General features: G+C 35.1%; 31 protein-coding genes. 29 read left to right on the top strand and 2 right to left on the bottom strand.

The window, feature by feature from the left end:
• Positions 1 to 6: 6 nt before the first annotated feature.
• The 29 genes from rplV (at position 7) to J8M14_RS15235 (ending at position 17,714) form a co-directional block, all read left to right on the top strand.
• A complete protein-coding gene (gene rplV, locus J8M14_RS15375; protein WP_211075697.1) occupies positions 7 to 414 on the top strand; it encodes a 50S ribosomal protein L22 in 408 nt (135 codons plus the stop codon).
• A gap of 8 nt (positions 415 to 422) precedes the next feature.
• Positions 423 to 1,148, top strand: coding sequence for a 30S ribosomal protein S3 (rpsC, locus tag J8M14_RS15370; protein WP_211075696.1), 726 nt, complete (start codon positions 423 to 425; stop codon positions 1,146 to 1,148).
• A 20-nt stretch (positions 1,149 to 1,168) separates the two neighbouring features.
• The gene (gene rplP, locus J8M14_RS15365) at positions 1,169 to 1,588 is read left to right on the top strand and encodes a 50S ribosomal protein L16 (RefSeq protein ID WP_211075695.1); all 420 of its coding nucleotides are present in this window, start codon (positions 1,169 to 1,171) and stop codon (positions 1,586 to 1,588) included.
• Between the two features lie 15 nt (positions 1,589 to 1,603).
• The gene (gene rpmC, locus J8M14_RS15360) at positions 1,604 to 1,798 is read left to right on the top strand and encodes a 50S ribosomal protein L29 (protein WP_211075694.1); all 195 of its coding nucleotides are present in this window, start codon (positions 1,604 to 1,606) and stop codon (positions 1,796 to 1,798) included.
• A gap of 12 nt (positions 1,799 to 1,810) precedes the next feature.
• A complete protein-coding gene (gene rpsQ / locus J8M14_RS15355; RefSeq protein ID WP_211075693.1) occupies positions 1,811 to 2,068 on the top strand; it encodes a 30S ribosomal protein S17 in 258 nt (85 codons plus the stop codon).
• 2 nt (positions 2,069 to 2,070) lie between these two features.
• On the top strand, positions 2,071 to 2,439 hold the full coding sequence (gene rplN / locus J8M14_RS15350) for a 50S ribosomal protein L14 (protein ID WP_027392543.1): 369 nt from the start codon (positions 2,071 to 2,073) through the stop codon (positions 2,437 to 2,439).
• A 14-nt stretch (positions 2,440 to 2,453) separates the two neighbouring features.
• Positions 2,454 to 2,765 (top strand): 50S ribosomal protein L24, encoded by a 312-nt coding sequence (gene rplX / locus J8M14_RS15345; protein ID WP_025741864.1) that lies wholly within the window; start codon positions 2,454 to 2,456, stop codon positions 2,763 to 2,765.
• A gap of 2 nt (positions 2,766 to 2,767) precedes the next feature.
• Positions 2,768 to 3,319, top strand: coding sequence for a 50S ribosomal protein L5 (rplE, locus tag J8M14_RS15340; protein WP_211075692.1), 552 nt, complete (start codon positions 2,768 to 2,770; stop codon positions 3,317 to 3,319).
• Between the two features lie 2 nt (positions 3,320 to 3,321).
• Positions 3,322 to 3,591 carry a 30S ribosomal protein S14 gene (rpsN, locus tag J8M14_RS15335; RefSeq protein ID WP_025666456.1) on the top strand — a complete coding sequence of 90 codons (270 nt, stop codon included), beginning with the start codon at positions 3,322 to 3,324 and terminating at the stop codon, positions 3,589 to 3,591.
• 68 nt (positions 3,592 to 3,659) lie between these two features.
• Positions 3,660 to 4,058 carry a 30S ribosomal protein S8 gene (rpsH, locus tag J8M14_RS15330; protein ID WP_211075691.1) on the top strand — a complete coding sequence of 133 codons (399 nt, stop codon included), beginning with the start codon at positions 3,660 to 3,662 and terminating at the stop codon, positions 4,056 to 4,058.
• 20 nt (positions 4,059 to 4,078) lie between these two features.
• A complete protein-coding gene (gene rplF / locus J8M14_RS15325) occupies positions 4,079 to 4,621 on the top strand; it encodes a 50S ribosomal protein L6 (RefSeq protein WP_211075690.1) in 543 nt (180 codons plus the stop codon).
• An 11-nt stretch (positions 4,622 to 4,632) separates the two neighbouring features.
• Entirely contained in the window at positions 4,633 to 4,989 is a 357-nt protein-coding gene (rplR, locus tag J8M14_RS15320) for a 50S ribosomal protein L18 (RefSeq protein ID WP_211075689.1), read from the top strand.
• A 6-nt stretch (positions 4,990 to 4,995) separates the two neighbouring features.
• Entirely contained in the window at positions 4,996 to 5,520 is a 525-nt protein-coding gene (gene rpsE / locus J8M14_RS15315; protein WP_211075688.1) for a 30S ribosomal protein S5, read from the top strand.
• A 10-nt stretch (positions 5,521 to 5,530) separates the two neighbouring features.
• Positions 5,531 to 5,710, top strand: a complete 180-nt coding sequence (rpmD, locus tag J8M14_RS15310) for a 50S ribosomal protein L30 (protein WP_027392536.1) — start codon at positions 5,531 to 5,533, stop codon at positions 5,708 to 5,710.
• 9 nt (positions 5,711 to 5,719) lie between these two features.
• On the top strand, positions 5,720 to 6,172 hold the full coding sequence (gene rplO, locus J8M14_RS15305; protein WP_211075687.1) for a 50S ribosomal protein L15: 453 nt from the start codon (positions 5,720 to 5,722) through the stop codon (positions 6,170 to 6,172).
• A 10-nt stretch (positions 6,173 to 6,182) separates the two neighbouring features.
• Complete coding sequence (gene secY, locus J8M14_RS15300) at positions 6,183 to 7,520, top strand: preprotein translocase subunit SecY (RefSeq protein ID WP_211075686.1); 1,338 nt, start codon at positions 6,183 to 6,185, stop codon at positions 7,518 to 7,520.
• Positions 7,520 to 7,735 (top strand): translation initiation factor IF-1, encoded by a 216-nt coding sequence (gene infA / locus J8M14_RS15295; protein WP_008613577.1) that lies wholly within the window; start codon positions 7,520 to 7,522, stop codon positions 7,733 to 7,735. The genes secY and infA overlap by 1 nt, the downstream gene beginning before the upstream one ends.
• 119 nt (positions 7,736 to 7,854) lie before the next feature.
• Positions 7,855 to 7,971: a type B 50S ribosomal protein L36 gene (ykgO, locus tag J8M14_RS15290; protein WP_013621733.1), complete on the top strand. Its 117-nt coding sequence runs from the start codon at positions 7,855 to 7,857 to the stop codon at positions 7,969 to 7,971.
• A gap of 2 nt (positions 7,972 to 7,973) precedes the next feature.
• Entirely contained in the window at positions 7,974 to 8,348 is a 375-nt protein-coding gene (gene rpsM / locus J8M14_RS15285) for a 30S ribosomal protein S13 (RefSeq protein WP_211075685.1), read from the top strand.
• Positions 8,349 to 8,356: 8 nt separating this feature from the next.
• Positions 8,357 to 8,740, top strand: coding sequence for a 30S ribosomal protein S11 (gene rpsK / locus J8M14_RS15280; RefSeq protein ID WP_027392532.1), 384 nt, complete (start codon positions 8,357 to 8,359; stop codon positions 8,738 to 8,740).
• A gap of 132 nt (positions 8,741 to 8,872) precedes the next feature.
• The gene (gene rpsD / locus J8M14_RS15275; protein WP_211075684.1) at positions 8,873 to 9,478 is read left to right on the top strand and encodes a 30S ribosomal protein S4; all 606 of its coding nucleotides are present in this window, start codon (positions 8,873 to 8,875) and stop codon (positions 9,476 to 9,478) included.
• 24 nt (positions 9,479 to 9,502) lie between these two features.
• Complete coding sequence (locus J8M14_RS15270) at positions 9,503 to 10,495, top strand: DNA-directed RNA polymerase subunit alpha (protein ID WP_073316888.1); 993 nt, start codon at positions 9,503 to 9,505, stop codon at positions 10,493 to 10,495.
• Positions 10,496 to 10,559: 64 nt separating this feature from the next.
• Positions 10,560 to 11,036, top strand: a complete 477-nt coding sequence (gene rplQ / locus J8M14_RS15265) for a 50S ribosomal protein L17 (protein ID WP_211075683.1) — start codon at positions 10,560 to 10,562, stop codon at positions 11,034 to 11,036.
• Between the two features lie 103 nt (positions 11,037 to 11,139).
• Positions 11,140 to 12,255: a glutamine-hydrolyzing carbamoyl-phosphate synthase small subunit gene (carA, locus tag J8M14_RS15260; RefSeq protein ID WP_211075682.1), complete on the top strand. Its 1,116-nt coding sequence runs from the start codon at positions 11,140 to 11,142 to the stop codon at positions 12,253 to 12,255.
• Between the two features lie 184 nt (positions 12,256 to 12,439).
• Complete coding sequence (eno, locus tag J8M14_RS15255) at positions 12,440 to 13,729, top strand: phosphopyruvate hydratase (RefSeq protein WP_211075681.1); 1,290 nt, start codon at positions 12,440 to 12,442, stop codon at positions 13,727 to 13,729.
• Between the two features lie 176 nt (positions 13,730 to 13,905).
• On the top strand, positions 13,906 to 15,192 hold the full coding sequence (locus tag J8M14_RS15250; protein ID WP_211075680.1) for a citrate synthase: 1,287 nt from the start codon (positions 13,906 to 13,908) through the stop codon (positions 15,190 to 15,192).
• A 204-nt stretch (positions 15,193 to 15,396) separates the two neighbouring features.
• Positions 15,397 to 16,311 (top strand): amidinotransferase, encoded by a 915-nt coding sequence (locus J8M14_RS15245; protein WP_247672664.1) that lies wholly within the window; start codon positions 15,397 to 15,399, stop codon positions 16,309 to 16,311.
• Positions 16,312 to 16,313: 2 nt separating this feature from the next.
• Positions 16,314 to 17,249 (top strand): arginine deiminase-related protein, encoded by a 936-nt coding sequence (locus tag J8M14_RS15240; RefSeq protein WP_211075678.1) that lies wholly within the window; start codon positions 16,314 to 16,316, stop codon positions 17,247 to 17,249.
• Positions 17,250 to 17,303: 54 nt separating this feature from the next.
• On the top strand, positions 17,304 to 17,714 hold the full coding sequence (locus tag J8M14_RS15235; RefSeq protein WP_211075677.1) for an Rrf2 family transcriptional regulator: 411 nt from the start codon (positions 17,304 to 17,306) through the stop codon (positions 17,712 to 17,714).
• Between the two features lie 8 nt (positions 17,715 to 17,722).
• On the opposite strand, the gene J8M14_RS15230 is transcribed toward J8M14_RS15235, so the two are convergent.
• Both J8M14_RS15230 and J8M14_RS15225 read right to left on the bottom strand, forming a co-directional pair.
• Positions 17,723 to 18,346 carry a chromophore lyase CpcT/CpeT gene (locus J8M14_RS15230; protein ID WP_211075676.1) on the bottom strand — a complete coding sequence of 208 codons (624 nt, stop codon included), beginning with the start codon at positions 18,344 to 18,346 and terminating at the stop codon, positions 17,723 to 17,725.
• Positions 18,347 to 18,427: 81 nt separating this feature from the next.
• A complete protein-coding gene (locus tag J8M14_RS15225) occupies positions 18,428 to 19,855 on the bottom strand; it encodes an SDR family oxidoreductase (protein WP_211075675.1) in 1,428 nt (475 codons plus the stop codon).
• Between the last annotated feature and the right edge of the window lie 11 nt (positions 19,856 to 19,866).

The raw sequence follows: 19,866 nt of genomic DNA, 5'->3' as shown, positions 1-19,866 counted from the left end.
TAAGTCATGGGAGTTCGTAAAAGAGAAATGGCAGAAAGAATTAAGGAAGAGAAAAAGCAACTTGCTTTTGCTAAGCTTAATAACTGCCCTACGTCACCTCGTAAAATGCGTTTAGTTGCGGATTTAGTTCGTGGTGAGAAAGTTGAGAAAGCGCTTCATATTCTTAGATTTAATCCTAAAGAAGCATCACGTCGTTTAGAAAAGTTATTGCTTTCTGCAATTGCTAACTGGCAGGCGAAAAATGAAGACGCAAGCATCGAGGATGCTGATCTTTTTGTACAAGAGATTCGTGTAGATGGAGGAAGTATGTTAAAAAGACTTCGTCCTGCTCCACAGGGTCGTGCACACAGAATAAGAAAACGCTCTAATCACGTAACAATAGTGGTTGCAGCAAAAAATAATACACAAAGCTAATATAAACTATGGGACAGAAGACAAATCCAATCGGAAATCGCCTTGGTATCATCAGAGGATGGGAATCCAACTGGTATGGAGGTAATGACTACGGTGATAAACTTGCCGAAGACGATAAGATTAGAAAGTATGTACACGCACGTTTATCAAAAGCTAGTGTATCTAGAGTAATTATTGAGCGTACGCTTAAACTTGTAACCGTTACTATCACTACTGCCAGACCTGGTATTATTATCGGTAAAGGTGGTCAAGAGGTAGACAAGTTGAAAGAAGAGCTTAAGAAAATTACTGATAAAGAGGTTCAGATCAATATTTTCGAAATCAAAAGACCGGAACTTGATGCATACTTAGTTGGATCTAGTGTTGCAAGACAAATCGAGAGTCGTATCTCGTATCGTCGTGCAATCAAGATGGCTATTGCGGCTGCAATGAGAATGAATGCTGAAGGTATCAAAATTCAGATTTCAGGACGTTTGAATGGAGCTGAGATGGCTCGTTCAGAGGCTTATAAAGAAGGTCGTATTCCTTTATCAACATTTAGAGCTGACATAGATTATGCTTTAGTAGAAGCACACACTACTTATGGTAGATTGGGTGTGAAAGTATGGATTATGAAAGGCGAGGTATATGGTAAGAGAGAGCTTTCTCCTTTAGTTGGTTTATCCAAAAAACAAGGAAAAGGTGACAGAGGTGGACGAAGTGGTGGAAATAACAAATCACGTCGTAGAAAGTAATTTTTTAAAGTAAATTAACAATGTTACAGCCTAAAAGAACAAAATTCCGTAAGCAACAAAAAGGACGTATGAAAGGTCTTTCTCATAGAGGACATACACTTTCTAACGGAACTTTCGGAATCAAATCATTAGATTCAAGTTTTGTTACTGCTAGACAAATAGAAGCAGCACGTATTTCTGCTACTCGTTATATGAAAAGAGAAGGTTCTCTGTGGATTAAAATTTTCCCGGATAAACCTATTACAAAGAAACCTCTTGAAGTACGTATGGGTAAAGGAAAAGGTGCAGTTGAGTATTGGGCAGCAGTGGTAAAACCAGGAAGAATATTATTTGAGATCAGTGGTGTGCCATATGATGTGGCAAAAGAGGCATTACGTCTTGCTGCTCAGAAGCTTCCTGTGAGAACCAAGTTTATTGTATCAAGAACCTATCAAGGTTAAAATTCAAAAGAGACTATGAAACAATCACAAGTAAAAGAATCGTCTACAGCTGAATTGCAAGAGGAACTTGGTAAATCTCAAAAAGTATATTCAGATTTAAGAATGGCTCACGCTATGCAACCATTAGAAAACCCTTTACAATTACGTAAAGTAAGAAGATCTATTGCGAGAATAGCTACAGAGCTAACAAAAAGAGAATTAAACGGTTAATTCTGCTGAAAGATGGAAAAAAGAAACTTAAGAAAAGAACGTATAGGAGTTGTTACTAGTAACAAAATGCAGAAATCAATTGTGGTTTCTGAAGTTAAAAAAGTAAAACACCCGATGTACGGAAAGTTCGTGTTGAAAACGAAAAAATACGTTGCACACGATGAGACAAATGACTGCAATATTGGTGATACTGTAAAGATCATGGAAACAAGACCTATGAGTAAAACCAAATGCTGGAGATTAGTAGAAGTAATTGAAAGAGCGAAGTAATTATGGTACAACAAGAGTCTAGATTAAAAGTAGCAGATAACACAGGTGGTAAAGAAGTTTTAGTAATCCGTGTTTTAGGTGGTACAAAGAGAAGATACGCCTCTGTAGGAGACAAGATCGTTGTCAGTGTAAAAGAAGCAACTCCTAATGGAAACATTAAAAAAGGAGCAGTTTCTACTGCAGTTGTAGTTCGTACCAAAAAAGAAGTGCGCAGACCAGATGGTTCTTATATCCGTTTCGACGATAATGCATGTGTTCTTTTGAACCCTGCAGGAGAGATGAGAGGAACTCGAGTTTTTGGTCCTGTCGCAAGAGAACTTCGTGATAAGCAATTCATGAAGATTGTATCACTAGCGCCAGAAGTGCTTTAAAACATTTGTGAAAGATGACAAAGCTAAAAATTAAATCAGGAGATACAGTACGAGTTATCGCCGGAGACAATAAAGGTCAAGAAGGTACAGTACAGAAAGTATTGAAAGATAAAAACAAGGCGATTGTAGAAGGTGTTAATTTAGTATCTAAACACCAGAAGCCTAGTGCAACTAATCCACAAGGTGGAATTGTAAAGCAAGAAGCACCTATTCATATTTCTAACTTATCATTGTTAACCTCTAAAGGAGAAACTACAAGAGTTGGATATAGAGTAGAAGGAGATAAGAAAGTGAGATTTGCTAAAAAATCTAATGAAGTAATATAGTTATGGCTTATATCCCAAGATTAAAACAAGAGTATAAAGACAAAGTAGTGTCTGCTCTTACAGAAGAATTCAGCTATGATAATGTAATGCAAGTACCAAAACTTAAAAAAATTGTTTTAAGTAGAGGTGTTGGAGCAGCAGTAGCTGATAAGAAGTTAATTGACCATGCAGTGGACGAATTAACTACAATCACAGGTCAAAAAGCTGTGCCTACGATTTCTAAAAAAGATGTTGCAACTTTTAAGTTACGTAAAGGAATGCCTATTGGTGCTAAGGTTACGTTAAGAGGAGAAAAGATGTATGAATTTTTAGATCGTTTGATTACTTCAGCTTTACCACGTGTAAGAGATTTTAGCGGAATTAAGGCAACAGGTTTTGATGGTAGAGGTAATTATTCTTTAGGGATTTTAGAACAAATTATCTTCCCGGAAATTGATATCGATAAGGTAAATAAGATTTCAGGAATGAATATTACTTTCGAAACTTCAGCTAAGACTGACAAAGAAGCAAAATCATTGTTAACCGAACTAGGATTACCTTTTAAAAAGAATTAATTATGGCTAAAGAATCAATGAAAGCCCGTGAGGTGAAGAGAGCTAAAACTGTAGCTAAGTATGCTGAGAAACGTAAAGCTTTGAAAGAAGCTGGAGATTACGAAGCATTACAGAAGTTGCCAAAAAATGCCTCTCCAATCCGTAAACATAATCGTTGTAAATTAACAGGGAGACCAAAAGGATATATGCGTCAGTTTGGAATTTCTCGTGTTACATTTAGAGAGATGGCTAATAAAGGATTAATTCCAGGAGTAACTAAAGCTAGTTGGTAATATAAAATAAATTAATTGGTTTCAGGTTCGGTGTGATTATCGAAAACCAAAACCGTAAATTATATATAATGAATACAGATCCTATAGCAGATTATTTAACCAGAATACGTAATGCAAATAGTGCTCAGCATAGAGTTGTTGAAATCCCTGCATCTAAGGTTAAAAAAGAGATCACCAAAATATTATTCGATCAAGGATATATTTTAAGTTATAAGTTTGAAGATAACACGGTACAAGGTACTATCAAGATCGCTCTTAAATACGATAAGTTTACAAAAGAACCTGTGATTAAAGAATTACAAAGAATCAGTAAGCCTGGTTTGCGTAAGTATGCAGGGTCTAATGAGATTCCTAGAATTCTTAACGGATTGGGTGTGGCGATAGTTTCTACTTCTCATGGTGTAATGACCGGTAAACAGGCAAGACAAGAGAATGTAGGTGGAGAAGTACTTTGTTACGTATATTAACAGTATAAAAGACAAAAGAAATGTCAAGAATAGGAAAAAATCCAGTAACTATTCCGTCTGGTGTCACTGTAGAGGTGACAGGTAATGTTGTTACTGTTAAAGGAAAATTAGGAGAGCTTTCTCAAGAAATCGATAGTATCGATGTGAAAGTTGAAGAAGGCCAGGTGGTTCTAGAAAGACCTACTGAAGCTAAAGACCATAAAGCAAAGCATGGATTGTACAGAGCTTTGATTAATAATATGGTGCAAGGTGTTTCAGAAGGTTGGACAAAAGAGCTAGAATTGGTTGGAGTTGGTTATAGAGCTTCTAATCAAGGTCAGAAATTAGATTTAGCACTTGGTTTCTCTCACAATATCGTTTTGGACATTGCGCCAGAAGTTAAGGTAGAAACTATTTCTGAAAAAGGTAAAAACCCTATCGTAAAATTAACTTCTTTTGATAAGCAGTTGGTCGGACAGGTAGCAGCTAAAATTAGAGGCTTCCGTAAACCAGAACCTTATAAAGGAAAAGGAGTTAAATTCGTAGGAGAACAATTAAGAAGAAAAGCAGGTAAATCTGCATAATAACTAACGTTATGGCATTCTCAAAAGATTTAAGAAGATTAAAGATAAGAAAGCGAATCCGTGGAACAGTAAGCGGAACAGAACAACGTCCTAGATTATCTGTTTTTAGAAGTAATAAAGAAATCTATGCTCAGATCATAGATGATGTAACTGGTAAAACTATCAGTGCAGCTTCTTCAAGAGATAAAGACATTGCTTCAGCATCAGGAAACAAAGTTGAAAAAGCAAACTTGGTTGGTAAAGCCCTTGCTGAAAAAGCTAAGAAAGCTGGTGTTGAAACAGTATCCTTTGATAGAGGAGGATATTTATATCACGGTAGAGTAAAATCATTAGCAGAAGGTGCTAGAGAAGCAGGACTTAAATTCTAAGAAATTATGTATCAGAAATATAAAAACGCAGAATTAGTAAAACCAAGTGGACTAGAACTTAAAGATCGTTTAGTTGGTGTACAACGTGTTACCAAAGTAACTAAAGGTGGTAGAGCATTCGGTTTCTCTGCAATTGTGGTTGTAGGTGACGAAAACGGTGTTGTAGGTCACGGTTTAGGTAAGTCTAAAGAGGTGGCAGAAGCTATCGCTAAGGCAGTAGAAGATGCAAAAAAGAATTTGGTTCGTATTCCATTGCATAAAGGTACTTTACCTCATGAACAAAAAGGTAAATACGGTGGAGCTAGAGTGTTATTAATGCCGGCTGCAACAGGTACCGGGGTTATTGCTGGTGGTGCTATCCGTGCTGTACTAGAATCAGTAGGAGTGCACGATGTACTTTCTAAGAACCAAGGATCGTCTAACCCACACAATGTGGTGAAAGCAACGTTTGATGCTTTGTTACAATTGCGTAGTGCGCAGCAAGTAGCAGCTCAGCGAGGTGTTTCACTTGAAAAAGTGTTTAAAGGATAAATAACGAACGATGGCAAAGATTAAAATTACTAAAGTAAAAAGTGCGATTAATCGTACTCAGAGACAAAAGAGAACCTTAGAGGCTCTAGGTCTTAAAAAGATCGGCCAGGTTGTGGAGCATGATGATACTCCTAATATCCTTGGGATGGTAAATAAAGTTAAACATTTAGTTTCTGTAGAAACAAAATAATAAAAGCACATGGATTTAAGTAACTTAAAACCTGCTGCAGGTTCAGTAAAAAATAACAATAAGCGAGTTGGTCGCGGACAAGGTTCTGGTAAAGGTGGAACTTCTGCGCGTGGTCACAAAGGAGCAAAATCTCGTTCTGGATATTCAAGAAAGATCGGTTTTGAAGGAGGTCAAATGCCACTTCAAAGACGTGTACCAAAGTTTGGTTTCAAGAATATTAACAGAAAAGAATATCAAGGTATCAACTTAGACACGCTACAAAAATTAGTAGATGATGGTAAGATAACCGATACCGTTGATTTAGATGTAGTTTTAGCTACTCGTCTTGCTGGAAAAAATGATTTAATTAAGATACTGGGAAGAGGTGAATTGAAGGCAAAATTAAAAGTCTCAGCTCACAAATTTACAGCCACTGCAAAAGCAGCTATTGAAGCAGCAGGTGGTGAAGCAGTAACCTTATAATAAACAGTTCATGAAATTTATTGATACAATAAAAAACATTTGGAAAATCGAAGAACTAAAAAATAGAATCTTAGTTACCCTAGGACTACTTTTAGTATATCGTTTTGGAGCGCAAGTTGTACTTCCTGGTGTAGATGCTAGTGAATTAGCAAATCTAGGTACTCAGACCCAAGATGGTCTGTTAGGTTTGCTTAATGCATTTACTGGAGGAGCTTTTGCTAATGCTTCTGTATTTGCACTTGGTATTATGCCTTATATCTCTGCTTCTATTGTTGTTCAGTTGATGGGTATTGCGATACCATATCTTCAGAAATTACAAAAAGAAGGAGAAAGTGGTAGGAAGAAAATTAACCAAATTACACGTTGGTTAACTATAGCTATAACATTGGTTCAAGGACCTGGTTATATCTATAATTTGTATGCAACACTTCCAGGTAGTGCCTTCGTACTTCCTAATCAGACTGTTTTTGTTGTGTCTTCTGTAATTATACTTACCACAGGTTGTATTTTTGCAATGTGGTTAGGAGAAAAAATTACTGATAAAGGTATTGGTAATGGTATTTCCTTACTAATTATGGTTGGTATTATTGCTACTTTACCAATTTCATTTGTTCAAAACTTTGATTCTAGAACACAAGGTGATGGTGGTGGACTGATTATGATATTAATAGAATTGGTAATTTGGTTTGTCATTATTCTAGCTTCAGTTTTATTAGTAATGGCTGTACGTCAGATTCCTGTTCAATATGCCAGAAGAACCGCTGGAGGTGGGTATGAGAAAAATGTTTTCGGATCACGCCAGTATATCCCTTTAAAGCTAAATGCTTCAGGAGTGATGCCGATAATATTTGCGCAAGCAATTATGTTTATTCCGGCTGCGGTTGCAGGTCTATCAGACTCTGAAACTTCTCAGGGAGTAGCAGCAGCATTTAGTGATATTTTTGGGTTCTGGTACAATGTTGTATTTGCATTACTAATTATTGTATTTACATATTTTTATACTGCAATAACAGTTCCTACTAATAAAATGGCTGATGATCTTAAGCGTAGTGGAGGTTTTATTCCTGGTATTAGACCGGGTAGTGAAACGGCTGAGTATTTGGATAAAATTATGTCTCAAATAACTTTGCCTGGATCAATATTCTTAGCATTAATAGCGGTATTTCCTGCAATTGCGGTTAAGCTATTAAATGTGCAACAAGGTTGGGCACTGTTTTTTGGAGGAACATCACTTCTTATTATGGTAGGTGTTGCTATAGATACAATGCAACAAGTTAATTCTTACTTGTTGAACAGACATTATGATGGATTGATGAAAACAGGTAAAAATCGTAAAGCAGTAGCATAATGGCAAAGCAACCGGCAATAGAACAAGACGGAAGTATTATCGAAGCATTATCTAATGCAATGTTTCGTGTAGAACTAGAAAATGGTCACGTAGTGACCGCTCATATCTCGGGTAAGATGCGTATGCATTATATTAAATTATTACCAGGAGATAAGGTAAAGTTGGAAATGAGTCCTTATGATTTGACCAAGGCTCGTATAACATATAGATACTAATAAGATAAGAATATTGTTAATTAAGATTTTTTATGTACTTTTGCAGGCTGAAAAATCTTTTTAATGATATCTTCTGAAAATGCTTTAGTAAAGTACATTCAGAAATTAAACACTAAGAGATGAAAGTAAGAGCATCAATAAAAAAGAGAAGTGCCGAGTGCAAGATTGTGCGTAGAAAAGGCCGACTTTACGTAATTAACAAAAAGAATCCTAGATTTAAACAAAGACAAGGGTAATTATGGCAAGAATTGCAGGGGTAGATATACCTAAACAAAAGCGAGGAGTTATAGCATTAACCTATATCTTCGGAATCGGTAGAAGTAGAGCTAAAGAAATTTTAGATACTGCTAAAGTAGACGAAAGTATAAAAGTTTCTGACTGGGATGATGATCAAATTGGTCGTATCCGTGAAGCTGTAGGAGCCTATACCATAGAAGGAGAACTTCGTTCTGAAGTGCAACTGAATATTAAACGTCTTATGGATATAGGATGTTACAGAGGTATTCGTCACAGAGCTGGTTTACCACTTAGAGGTCAGCGCACTAAGAACAACTCTAGAACACGTAAAGGAAGAAGAAAAACAGTTGCTAACAAGAAAAAAGCAACTAAATAATAAGTAGTATGGCAAAGTCAACTTCAAAAAAACGTAAAGTAATTGTTGAGTCAGTAGGAGAGGCACACGTAACAGCTTCTTTCAACAACATTATTGTTTCGTTAACAAATAAAAAAGGAGACGTTATTTCTTGGTCTTCTGCTGGTAAAATGGGATTCAGAGGTTCTAAAAAGAATACTCCTTATGCTGCTCAGTTAGCTGCAGAAGATGCTGCTAAAGTAGCTATCGAGGCTGGACTTAAGAAAGTGAAAGTTTATGTAAAAGGTCCAGGTAACGGTAGAGAATCTGCAATACGTTCTATCCATAATTCAGGAATCGAGGTTTCGGAAATCATAGATGTTACCCCAATGCCGCATAATGGATGTCGTCCTCCTAAAAGACGTAGAGTATAATTTTTATCCCGAACAATGTTCGGGATCTCTTTATATTAAAATAAACAATAAGTAAATCGAAATGAGGAAATAATGATTATCGAAGGACAGAGACCTTAATTCATAATCACCTCAATAACTAAATTTTTAATAATGGCAAGATATACTGGTCCAAAAACTAAAATCGCTCGTAAATTTGGAGAAGCGATCTTCGGAGACGATAAGTCATTCGAAAAAAGAAATTACCCTCCAGGACAACATGGGAACAATAGACGAAGAGGTAAGAAAAGTGAATATGCAATCCAGTTAATGGAAAAGCAAAAAGCTAAATATACTTACGGTATTTTGGAACGTCAGTTCCGTAATATGTTCGAAAAAGCAACACGTGCTCAAGGTATTACTGGTGAGGTTTTACTTCAGCTATGTGAGTCTCGTTTGGATAACGTAGTATTTAGAATGGGATTAGCAAATTCTCGTAGAGGTGCTAGGCAATTAGTTTCTCACAGACATATAACTGTAAATGGACAGCAAGTTAATATTCCATCTTATCAGTTAAAAGCAGGAGATGTTGTAGGTGTAAGAGAAAAATCAAAGTCTCTAGAAGTAATTCAAAATGCTTTAGCAAATAATAGCAAAGTATATGAGTGGATTACTTTTAATAATGATACTAAACAAGGTACTTTTGTATCTGTTCCGGCTAGAATTCAGATTCCGGAAAACATTAATGAACAATTCATCGTCGAATTATATTCTAAGTAATAACGCTAAAGAAGAAACAATAACATGGCAATATTAAATTTTCAGAAGCCCGATAAAGTTATCATGATCGACTCTACTGAGTTCGATGGTAAATTTGAATTTAGACCATTAGAACCAGGGTATGGATTAACAGTTGGTAACGCTTTGCGAAGAGTTTTGCTATCTTCTTTAGAGGGATTCGCTATAACTTCTCTTAGAATAGAAGGTGTAGATCACGAGTTCTCAACTATTTCTGGAGTAGTAGAAGATGTTACAGAAATTATTTTGAATCTAAAACAAGTACGTTTCAAGCGTCAGATAGAGGATATTGATAATGAGTCTGTTACTATTTCTATTTCAGGTCAGGAGCAGTTAACAGCTGGTGATTTTCAGAAATTTATTTCTGGATTCCAGGTGCTAAACCCTGAGTTGGTGATCTGTAATATGGATAAAAAAGTAGCACTTAACCTAGAGATTACTATCGAAAAAGGTAGAGGTTATGTTCCTGCTGAGGAGAATAAGAAAGCTAATGCTCCTATCGGAACCATTTTTACAGATTCTATTTACACTCCAATTAAAAATGTTAAGTATAGCATTGAGAACTATCGTGTAGAGCAAAAAACAGATTACGAAAAATTAGTTTTCGAAATTGTTACAGATGGATCTATTCATCCTAAAGATGCATTAACTGAAGCTGCAAAAATATTAATCCATCACTTTATGTTATTCTCTGATGAGCGTATTACATTAGAAGCTGATGAGATTGCGCAAACAGAAACTTATGATGAAGAGTCACTTCATATGAGACAGTTGCTTAAAACTAAATTGATCGATATGGATCTTTCTGTTAGAGCATTGAACTGTTTAAAAGCTGCAGAAGTTGATACTTTAGGAGACTTAGTATCTTATAATAAAAATGATTTGATGAAGTTCCGTAACTTTGGTAAGAAATCTTTAACTGAGCTAGAAGAGCTTGTAAATGTTAAAGGACTTAACTTCGGTATGGATCTTTCTAAATATAAATTAGATAAAGACTAAATTCATCATAATTTGCTCTTCGCACGAGGCGAATTGAGCAAGATGATGATTAAATTAAAATGTCATGAGGCACGGAAAAAAAATAAATCACTTAGGAAGAAAAACGGCACATCGTAAAGCAATGCTTGCAAATATGGCTTGTTCCCTAATTGAACACAAAAGAATCAATACTACAGTTGCTAAAGCAAAAGCACTTAAGCAATTCGTAGAGCCGTTGGTAACTAAGTCTAAAGAAGATACTACGCACAACCGTCGTATTGTATTCAGTAAATTGCGTAATAAATATGCAGTAACTGAATTGTTTAGAGAAGTAGCTACTAAAGTAGGAGACAGACCAGGAGGATACACAAGGATAATCAAGCTTGGTAACCGTCTTGGGGATAATGCTGATATGGCAATGATTGAATTGGTAGATTACAATGAGCTTTATAATGCTGGTAAACCTGCTAAGAAGAAAACAACTCGTAGAGGAAGAAGTAAGAAAACTGGAACTGCCCCAGCTGCTCCAGCTCCAGAAACGGCAACTTCTGAAGAAGAATAAATGATAGATGTGAATAACACATAATAATAAAAGGATAAACGTTCGGCGTTTATCCTTTTTTTTTGAATAATTTTGAAACGTTTTTATAAATAGAAATATATACATGAAATATCAATCTCGAAAAAAAGCAGTTCTTTTATTAGCAGACGGCACAATCTTTCACGGCAAAGCAGTAGGAAGAGAAGGTAGTGCTTTCGGTGAAGTATGTTTCAATACTGGTATGACCGGATACCAGGAGATTTTTACAGATCCGTCTTATTATGGACAATTAATGGTAGCTACCAATGCACATATTGGTAATTATGGAACTAATGATGAAGAAGTAGAATCTGATTCTATTAAGATCGCTGGACTTATTGTTAAGAATTTTAGCTATGAGTATTCTCGTGTTAATGCTGATAGGTCATTGCAAGAGTTTTTGGAAAAACATAATCTTTTGGCTATTTCCGATGTTGATACTAGAGCTTTAGTAAGTTATATTAGAGATCATGGAGCTATGAATGCTGTGATATCTACAGAGGTGGATGATATTGATAAGCTAAAGAAGGAGTTAGCAGAGGTGCCTAATATGAATGGATTGGAGCTGGCTTCAAAAGTTTCTACTGAAGAACCTTATTTCTTTGGAGATCCAAATGCTACGTATAAAATATCTGCTTTGGATATTGGTATTAAGAAAAACATACTTAGAAACCTTGCACAAAGAGATGCGTATATAAAAGTATTTCCTTACAATGCATCATTTGCAGAAATGAGTGAGTGGAATCCCGATGGATATTTTCTGTCCAATGGCCCAGGAGATCCTGAGCCATTAACTGAGGCTATTGCTACAGCAAAAGAGATTCTAGAAAGAGATTTACCTTTATTCGGTATATGTTTAGGACATCAGGTTATTGCACTGGCTAATGGAATCAGTACTTATAAGATGCATAATGGACATAGGGGAATCAACCATCCTGTAAAGAATTTGGTTACAGGGAAAGGTGAAATTACTTCTCAGAATCATGGTTTTGCAATAAATAGAGAAGAAACAGAAGCACATGCTGATGTAGAGATTACTCACGTTCACCTTAATGATAATACAGTTGCAGGAATCAAAATGAAAGATAAAAATTGTTTCTCAGTACAATATCATCCTGAGGCGAGTCCTGGACCAAATGATTCGGTTTATCTATTTGATCAGTTTATAGAAAATATAAAGAATGCAAAAGTAACCGTATAAAATGATTGTTAATTGTTTCTAATCCTTAGGATTTTAACAATGAAATAATTTATAACGTTATAGTTGATAACTTGGCTATAATATTGCGATTTCAGCAGTAAATTAAGAAGATATTCGATGTATTAAAATTTACTGGTTTCGTATATTGCGACGAATTAAAATTATCCAACAAAATTAATAAAAAATGAGTGTAATTATTAATATTCACGCTAGACAGATCTTAGATTCACGTGGTAATCCAACTGTAGAAGTAGACGTGATTACAGAAAATGGTGTTTTAGGAAGAGCAGCTGTTCCTTCAGGAGCTTCTACTGGTGAACACGAAGCAGTAGAATTACGAGATGGTGGTAAAAACTACATGGGTAAAGGAGTTCTTAAAGCTGTCGAAAATGTAAATACAATAATTGCTGAAGAATTATTGGGGTATTCTGTATTTGATCAAAATTTATTGGATCAAACGATGATCGAATTAGATGGTACACCTAATAAATCTAAATTAGGAGCTAATGCAATTTTGGGAGTTTCTTTAGCTGCTGCAAAAGCTGCCGCTAATGAGTTAAATATGCCATTATATAGATATGTAGGTGGAGTAAGTGCAAATACACTTCCTGTTCCTATGATGAATATTATCAATGGAGGTTCTCATAGTGACGCACCAATAGCATTTCAAGAGTTTATGGTGATGCCGGTTAAAGCAAAAAACTTTACGGAGGCTATGCAAATGGGAACTGAAATTTTTCATAATCTTAAGAAAGTATTGCATGATCGTGGATTAAGTACTGCTGTAGGTGATGAAGGAGGGTTTGCGCCAACTCTTGATGGAACTGAAGATGCTTTGGATTCTATTGCTAAAGCTGTTGAGAATGCAGGATACAAGTTTGGTGACGAAGTAATGGTTGCTTTGGATTGTGCTGCGGCAGAATTCTATGTTGATGGTAAATATGACTATACTAAATTTGAAGGAGATAAAGGAGTGGTTCGTACTAGCGAGCAACAAGCGGATTATCTTGCAGAGCTAGCTGCTAAATATCCAATTATTTCTATAGAAGATGGTATGGATGAAAATGATTGGGAAGGTTGGAAATATCTTACAGATAAAATTGGTAACAAAGTACAATTGGTAGGTGATGATTTATTTGTAACTAATGTTGAAAGACTTTCAAGAGGAATCGAAAATAACATTGCGAATTCCATCTTGATTAAAGTAAATCAAATAGGAACATTGACAGAAACTATTGCTGCGGTAAATATGGCACACAATGCTGGATATACCTCAGTAATGTCGCACCGTTCTGGAGAAACCGAAGATAATACAATTGCAGATCTAGCGGTAGCTTTAAATACTGGACAGATTAAAACTGGATCAGCTTCACGTAGCGATAGAATGGCTAAGTACAATCAATTACTTCGTATAGAAGAAGAATTAGGAAGTATTGCTTATTATCCTAAGGAAAAAGCTTTTAAAATAAAGTAAAATATTCTTTTATAAATACTATAAAAAGAGGCTTTCTGAAAGGATTGCCTCTTTTTTTGTGAATAATTTCTGAAATAGCTTGTAAGGCTAAAAATGATGTAACGATTAATAACTTATTAACACTATATTTCGTAATTTAGCAACCCTTAATAAACAGAAAAATTCTATATAATCACATGTCAAAAAAAGCTACGTTAGAAATCGACGGTAATAAATATGAGTTCCCTATTATAGAAGGAACTGAAAAAGAATTAGGAATAGATATAAAAGCACTTAGAGGAGCAACAGGAGGAGTGACCACCATTGATCCTGGGTATAAGAATACTGGAAGTTGTGAGAGTGCAATTACTTTTCTTGATGGAGAGAAAGGAATTCTTAGATATCGTGGATATTCAATCGAAGAATTAGCTGAAAAGGCTGACTTTTTGGAAGTAGCTTACCTTTTGATTTTTGGAGAACTGCCAACTGCAGAACAGTTAGATAAGTTTGATAAAGATATCAAAGAAGAGTCTCAGGTGGATGAGGATATGAAGAAAATCTTGGATGGGTTTCCTAAAAGTGCTCACCCAATGGGAGTATTATCTTCATTAACAAGTGCTCTTATAGCATTTAATCCTGGATCTGTGGATGTAGATTCAGAAGAAGAAATGTATGGCGCTATAGTAAAAATCTTAGCTAAGTTTCCAGTTCTTGCAGCTTGGACAATGAGAAAGCGTAAAAGTCTTCCGCTAGATTATGGAGATAATTCTTTAGGATATGTAGAGAATTTGCATAAAATGATGTTTGCTAAGCCTAATCAAGCTTATGAAGCTAATAAAATTGTAAACGATGCATTGGATAAGTTGCTGATTCTTCATGCGGATCACGAGCAGAACTGTTCTACTTCGACTGTAAGAATTGTAGGTTCTTCTCATGCTGGATTATTTGCATCGTTATCTGCTGGTATTTCTGCATTATGGGGGCCACTGCACGGAGGTGCTAACCAAGCTGTTATCGAAATGCTTGAGGCTATCAAAGAAGATGGTGGAGATACAGCTAAATATATAGCTAAAGCTAAAGATAAAAATGATCCTTTCCGTTTAATGGGATTTGGGCATAGAGTATATAAAAACTTTGATCCTAGGGCTAAAATTATCAAGGTTTCTGCAGAAGAGGTTTTGGGTGATTTAGGAATTGAAGATCCGGTGCTTGATATTGCTAAAGGTCTTGCCAAAGTAGCTTTGGAAGATGAATATTTTGTAAAAAGAAAGTTATATCCTAATGTAGATTTCTATTCAGGAATTATATATAGAGCGTTAGGTATACCAACAGAAATGTTTACAGTAATGTTTGCTTTAGGAAGGTTACCAGGATGGATCGCACAGTGGAGAGAAATGAGACTTCGTAAAGAACCAATCGGTAGACCAAGACAGATTTATATTGGTGAAAACCATAGACCATTCAAAACTGTTTCTGAACGTTAGGACAGATTGAATTTTAAAGTAAAAGGCGTTGGATGTGTTTCAACGCCTTTTTTTTGTTGAATTCTTAGAATAGTGGCCTAAATCAAACTAATTTTAAAAGTTTGACAAAAAGTATGTCATTTTTTTAAAGAAAGTCATGTGTTAAAAATGTCTCTTTCATATATTTGCGTAACTACTCAAACTAACGTTTTAAAACTCAATTTTTTGAACTTAAATATACAAAACGAAACATCCAGACTTAGAGCTGTTGTATTAGGAACTGCAACCAGTAATGGTCCGATTCCTGAAATAGAAGATGCTTACGATCCAAAATCTGTCGAACACATTAAGGCTGGCACTTATCCTGTAGAAGCGGACATGACTTTAGAAATGGAAGCTGTTGCCAATGTTTTTAAGAAATATGAAGTCAAGGTATATCGACCAGAAATTATTAAAGATTATAACCAGATTTTTGCCAGGGATATTGCTTTAGTGATAGATGATAAATTTATTAAATCTAACATCCTTCCTGATCGTGAGAAAGAGATTAAAGCGATACAATATGTAATTGATCAAATAGATCCAGATAAGGTATGCAAAGCTCCATCAGAGGATATTCATTTTGAAGGAGGGGATATTATGATTCATAATGATCATATTTTTATAGGGACTTATAAAGGAGAAGATTATCCCGATTGTATCGTTGCACGTACAAATATGAAAGGAGTCGAATATATAAAGTCACTCTTTCCTAATAAAATTGTAAAAGAGTTTGACCTCAATAAGTCTATGCAAGACCCCAGAGATAATGCACTGCACTTAGATTGTTGTTTTCAACCTGTAGGCGAGAATAAAGCTATAATACATAAAGAAGGTTTTAGAGATCCGTTGGATTATGAATATTTGGTAGATTTCTTCGGGATGGAAAATCTTTTTCACATTGATAAAAATGAAATGTATCATATGAATTCGAATATTTTTTCGATTGCAGAGGATGTAGTGATTTCTGAGAGAAACTTCACTAGATTAAATACTTGGCTTCGTAGCCTAAATATTAAAGTTGAAGAAGTACCTTATGCAGAAATTGCAAAACAAGAAGGCTTATTACGTTGTTCTACCATGCCATTAATAAGAGATTAAAGATGAAGCAAGTAACCAATACGATAGTAATGATTCGTCCGGTAAGATTTAGGATGAATGAGCAGACTGCAGTAAATAATTATTATCAGGAAGATACAGGCATACCGCAAGAAGATGCTAATACAAAAGCACAGAATGAATTTGATGCTTTTGTAAAAGTGCTAAAGAATGTGGGGGTTAATGTTATAGTGATCAATGATGATCCTAGTAATGATACACCAGATTCTATTTTTCCTAACAATTGGGTCTCTTTCCATGAAAATGGAGATGTGGGATTGTATCCAATGTTTGCAGTAAATAGAAGAAGGGAACGTAGACCTGAAGTTTTAGAATTAATAGAATCTTCAGGCTTTGAAATAAAAAATATAGTTGATTACACTGAAGCTGAAGCTGAAGAAGTATTCTTGGAAGGTACAGGAAGTTTAGTTTTGGATCGGGTAAACAGAAAAGCATATTGTGCGCTATCACCAAGAGCTGATGAGGAACTATTAATTGAGTTTTGTGAAGATTTTGAATATTCACCTGTAATTTTTACCGCTTATCAAACGGTGAATAAAGAAAGGTTAGCGATATATCACACGAATGTAATGATGGGAGTTGGAGAGACTTTTGCTGTAGTGTGCTTAGATTGTATAGATGATAAAAAGGAAAGAAAAAACCTGGTAAATCATCTGAAATCTGATGGAAAAGAAGTCATCGCAATTACAGAAGATCAGGTAAATAGCTTTGCAGGTAATATGCTTCAAGTTGCAGGTTCGGGAGATAAGCGTTATCTTGTAATGTCATCAGCTGCATTTCGGAGCCTGACCGAAGACCAAATTACCAAAATAGAAAAACATTGTGCAATTCTTCATAGTGACTTGGATACTATTGAAACTTTGGGGGGAGGAAGTGCTCGATGCATGATGGCAGAAGTTTTTCTTCCAAAAGGTTTATAATTAAAACTTTTTATGTAGTTGTTGCAAGGATTATATATCCTAAAACAAATTAATATGCTTTCAAAAAAGACAAAATACGGACTTAAAGCACTTACATATATTGCCAGGAAGAAATGTGATCATCCTGTGCTAATATCCGAAATTGCTACAAGTGAAAATATATCTCAAAAGTTTTTAGAAAGTATTTTGCTAACACTAAGAAAGAATGGTTTTCTGGGTTCAAAAAAAGGAAAAGGAGGAGGGTATTACTTAATAAAGGATCCTAAAGATATAACGATGGCTTCTATAATTAGGGTTTTAGAAGGGCCAATAGCTATGTTACCTTGTGTAAGCCTTAATTTTTATGAAAAATGTGATGATTGCCCGGATGAAGATGCCTGTGCAGTGCACTCATTGATGATAGAAGTAAGAGATAATACGCTACGTGTTCTCGAAAACAAAACACTGGAAGACTTTATGAATTAGGATTTCTTTTATTTCTCTTGAATCCTTTTATACTTATAAGGGCCTTGAATTTTACCCCAAACTTGTTTCCCATCTACATCATAACCTTTATCCCAGACAGATAATTGATCCCTGCTTAAGACAATATTACTTTTTGTGTAAGCAATGTTTTTTAAGGTGCTTAAGCAAGATACGTTATTTGTTTTACCAACATATATTGATGAAGTTTTCTTTTTATAATAAATATCACACCCTTCTCTTTTTTGTAAACTATCCAGTGCTATTTCATTAAATAAGTTAGGATCTTTCCATCCGTGGGCGTATTTTTTTTGATCAGGAATAGTATAGGCTGTACTTATAAAAGTTACACTATCCATTCTTTGGATGTTTAAAATTCTTTGAATATAAATTAGTGATGGATTTTTGGCGTTATGAATTTCAGAGTATAACCAATAGTTTTTAGAGTCTTCCCATATGGGTGTGTTAATCAAATTAGAATCGGCATAACCAACTTCTTTTTCTGATTGTTCTTTAGAAGAAAATGAACCAGATAACAAGTCTACAAAATGGTGTAATTCAGGATCATTGTTTTGTTTAGGGTTACAACTGAGAAATAATAAAATTACAAGTAAATAAAGCAAGAGTTGGTTCATGCACTTTTTTATTAAAAATAATGAATTTTTAGTAAATAAAGGTAATTTGTCGGTAAAATCATACACTTAATCTTGGTGTGATTACTTCTTTCCGGCAATATTTTTAATCATCCCACCAAAGATGAAGTAGTGAAAAGGAACCATCAGATACCAATAAAATCGACCCCAAATTCCCCGTGGTCTAAATGTTGCTGTTTGGTGTAAAACATTCTCATTATCAATGTCAAATTCTAACCAAGCTTCACCTGGAACTTTCATTTCTGCAAATAATAATAAACGTCTATTACTTTTATCTGCAACCAAAACTCTCCAAAAGTCTAAAGCATCTCCCGAGAAAATTTCATCAGGATGTGTTCTTCCTCTTCTTAATCCAACACCACCAAAAAATTTATCCACATGTCCTCTGATTTTCCACATCCAGTTCCCATAATACCACCCGGTTTTACCTCCAATAGCCCAAATACGTTCTATAACCTTATCAGGATGGGCTACTTTGATTTTTTTTCTATCGGTTAAACATCCTCGCCTAGGAACGGTAACATATCGTTGAATGTCATTCTGAAAACGACCACTTATCATAGAATCTTTCCAACTCGAGACCACTTGATTTTGTTCTATTTTGATAAATGCTAATTCCAGTGCTTTCGTATAAGGCATTGTAGAAAAATCCAATAGCTCCTGTAGCCGGTTATCATTAGCGATTACTGGTATTTTCATACTATCAACTAGATTTAAAGCTAATTTGTATGATGTGGAAGTGACAAAGTATAGCCAGTAAGATGATAACTTAGGGGTCATTACTGGAACAGTAAAAATAAATATCTTAATTCCTCTTACTTTGGCATACAACTTTAGCATTTGTTTATAGCTTATGATGTCTGGACCACTAATGTCGTATGATTCATTATAACATTTAGAATTCCCAAGAACACCCGTCATAAAGCTCAACACATCTCTTATAGCGATAGGTTGTGTTTTGGTATTTACCCATTTTGGAGTGATCATAACAGGTAACTTTTCGCATAAATCTCTTATGATTTCAAAGGAGGAACTACCAGAGCCTACAATAATTCCTGATCTCAGAACAGTAAGGCTATAATTACCTTTATAAAGAGTTTCTTCTACATTTTTTCGTGACCATAAATGTTTAGAAAGATTTTTTTCGTTTACAATTCCACTTAAATAGATTACTTGCTTCACATTGGTGTGTTCCAGATATGTATTGAAATTTTTGGCTGAGATTTCTTCTTTTTCATCAAAATCACTTGTAGAAGAGCTCATAGAATGAATTAAATAATATGCAGCATCAATATTTTTAGGAAGTATATCAGGATTAGGTTCTTGAAGAAAATCAATTTCTATTATAGAGACCCGCGCTCTGACATCAGGATCCACAGATAATCGGTTTTTATCTCTGACACAACAAATAACTTCATGGTTTGAGTCTATCAAAAGAGGCAATAACCTCATTCCTATATAACCATTGGCCCCAGTAAGAAGAATACGCATTTTTACTGTTA

The organism is Aquimarina sp. MMG016 (assembly GCF_018100805.1).
Taxonomy (GTDB): Bacteria; Bacteroidota; Bacteroidia; order Flavobacteriales; family Flavobacteriaceae; genus Aquimarina.
The sequence above is the reverse complement of the archived record's forward strand: the minus strand, read 5'-3'. Positions and strand labels throughout refer to the sequence as shown.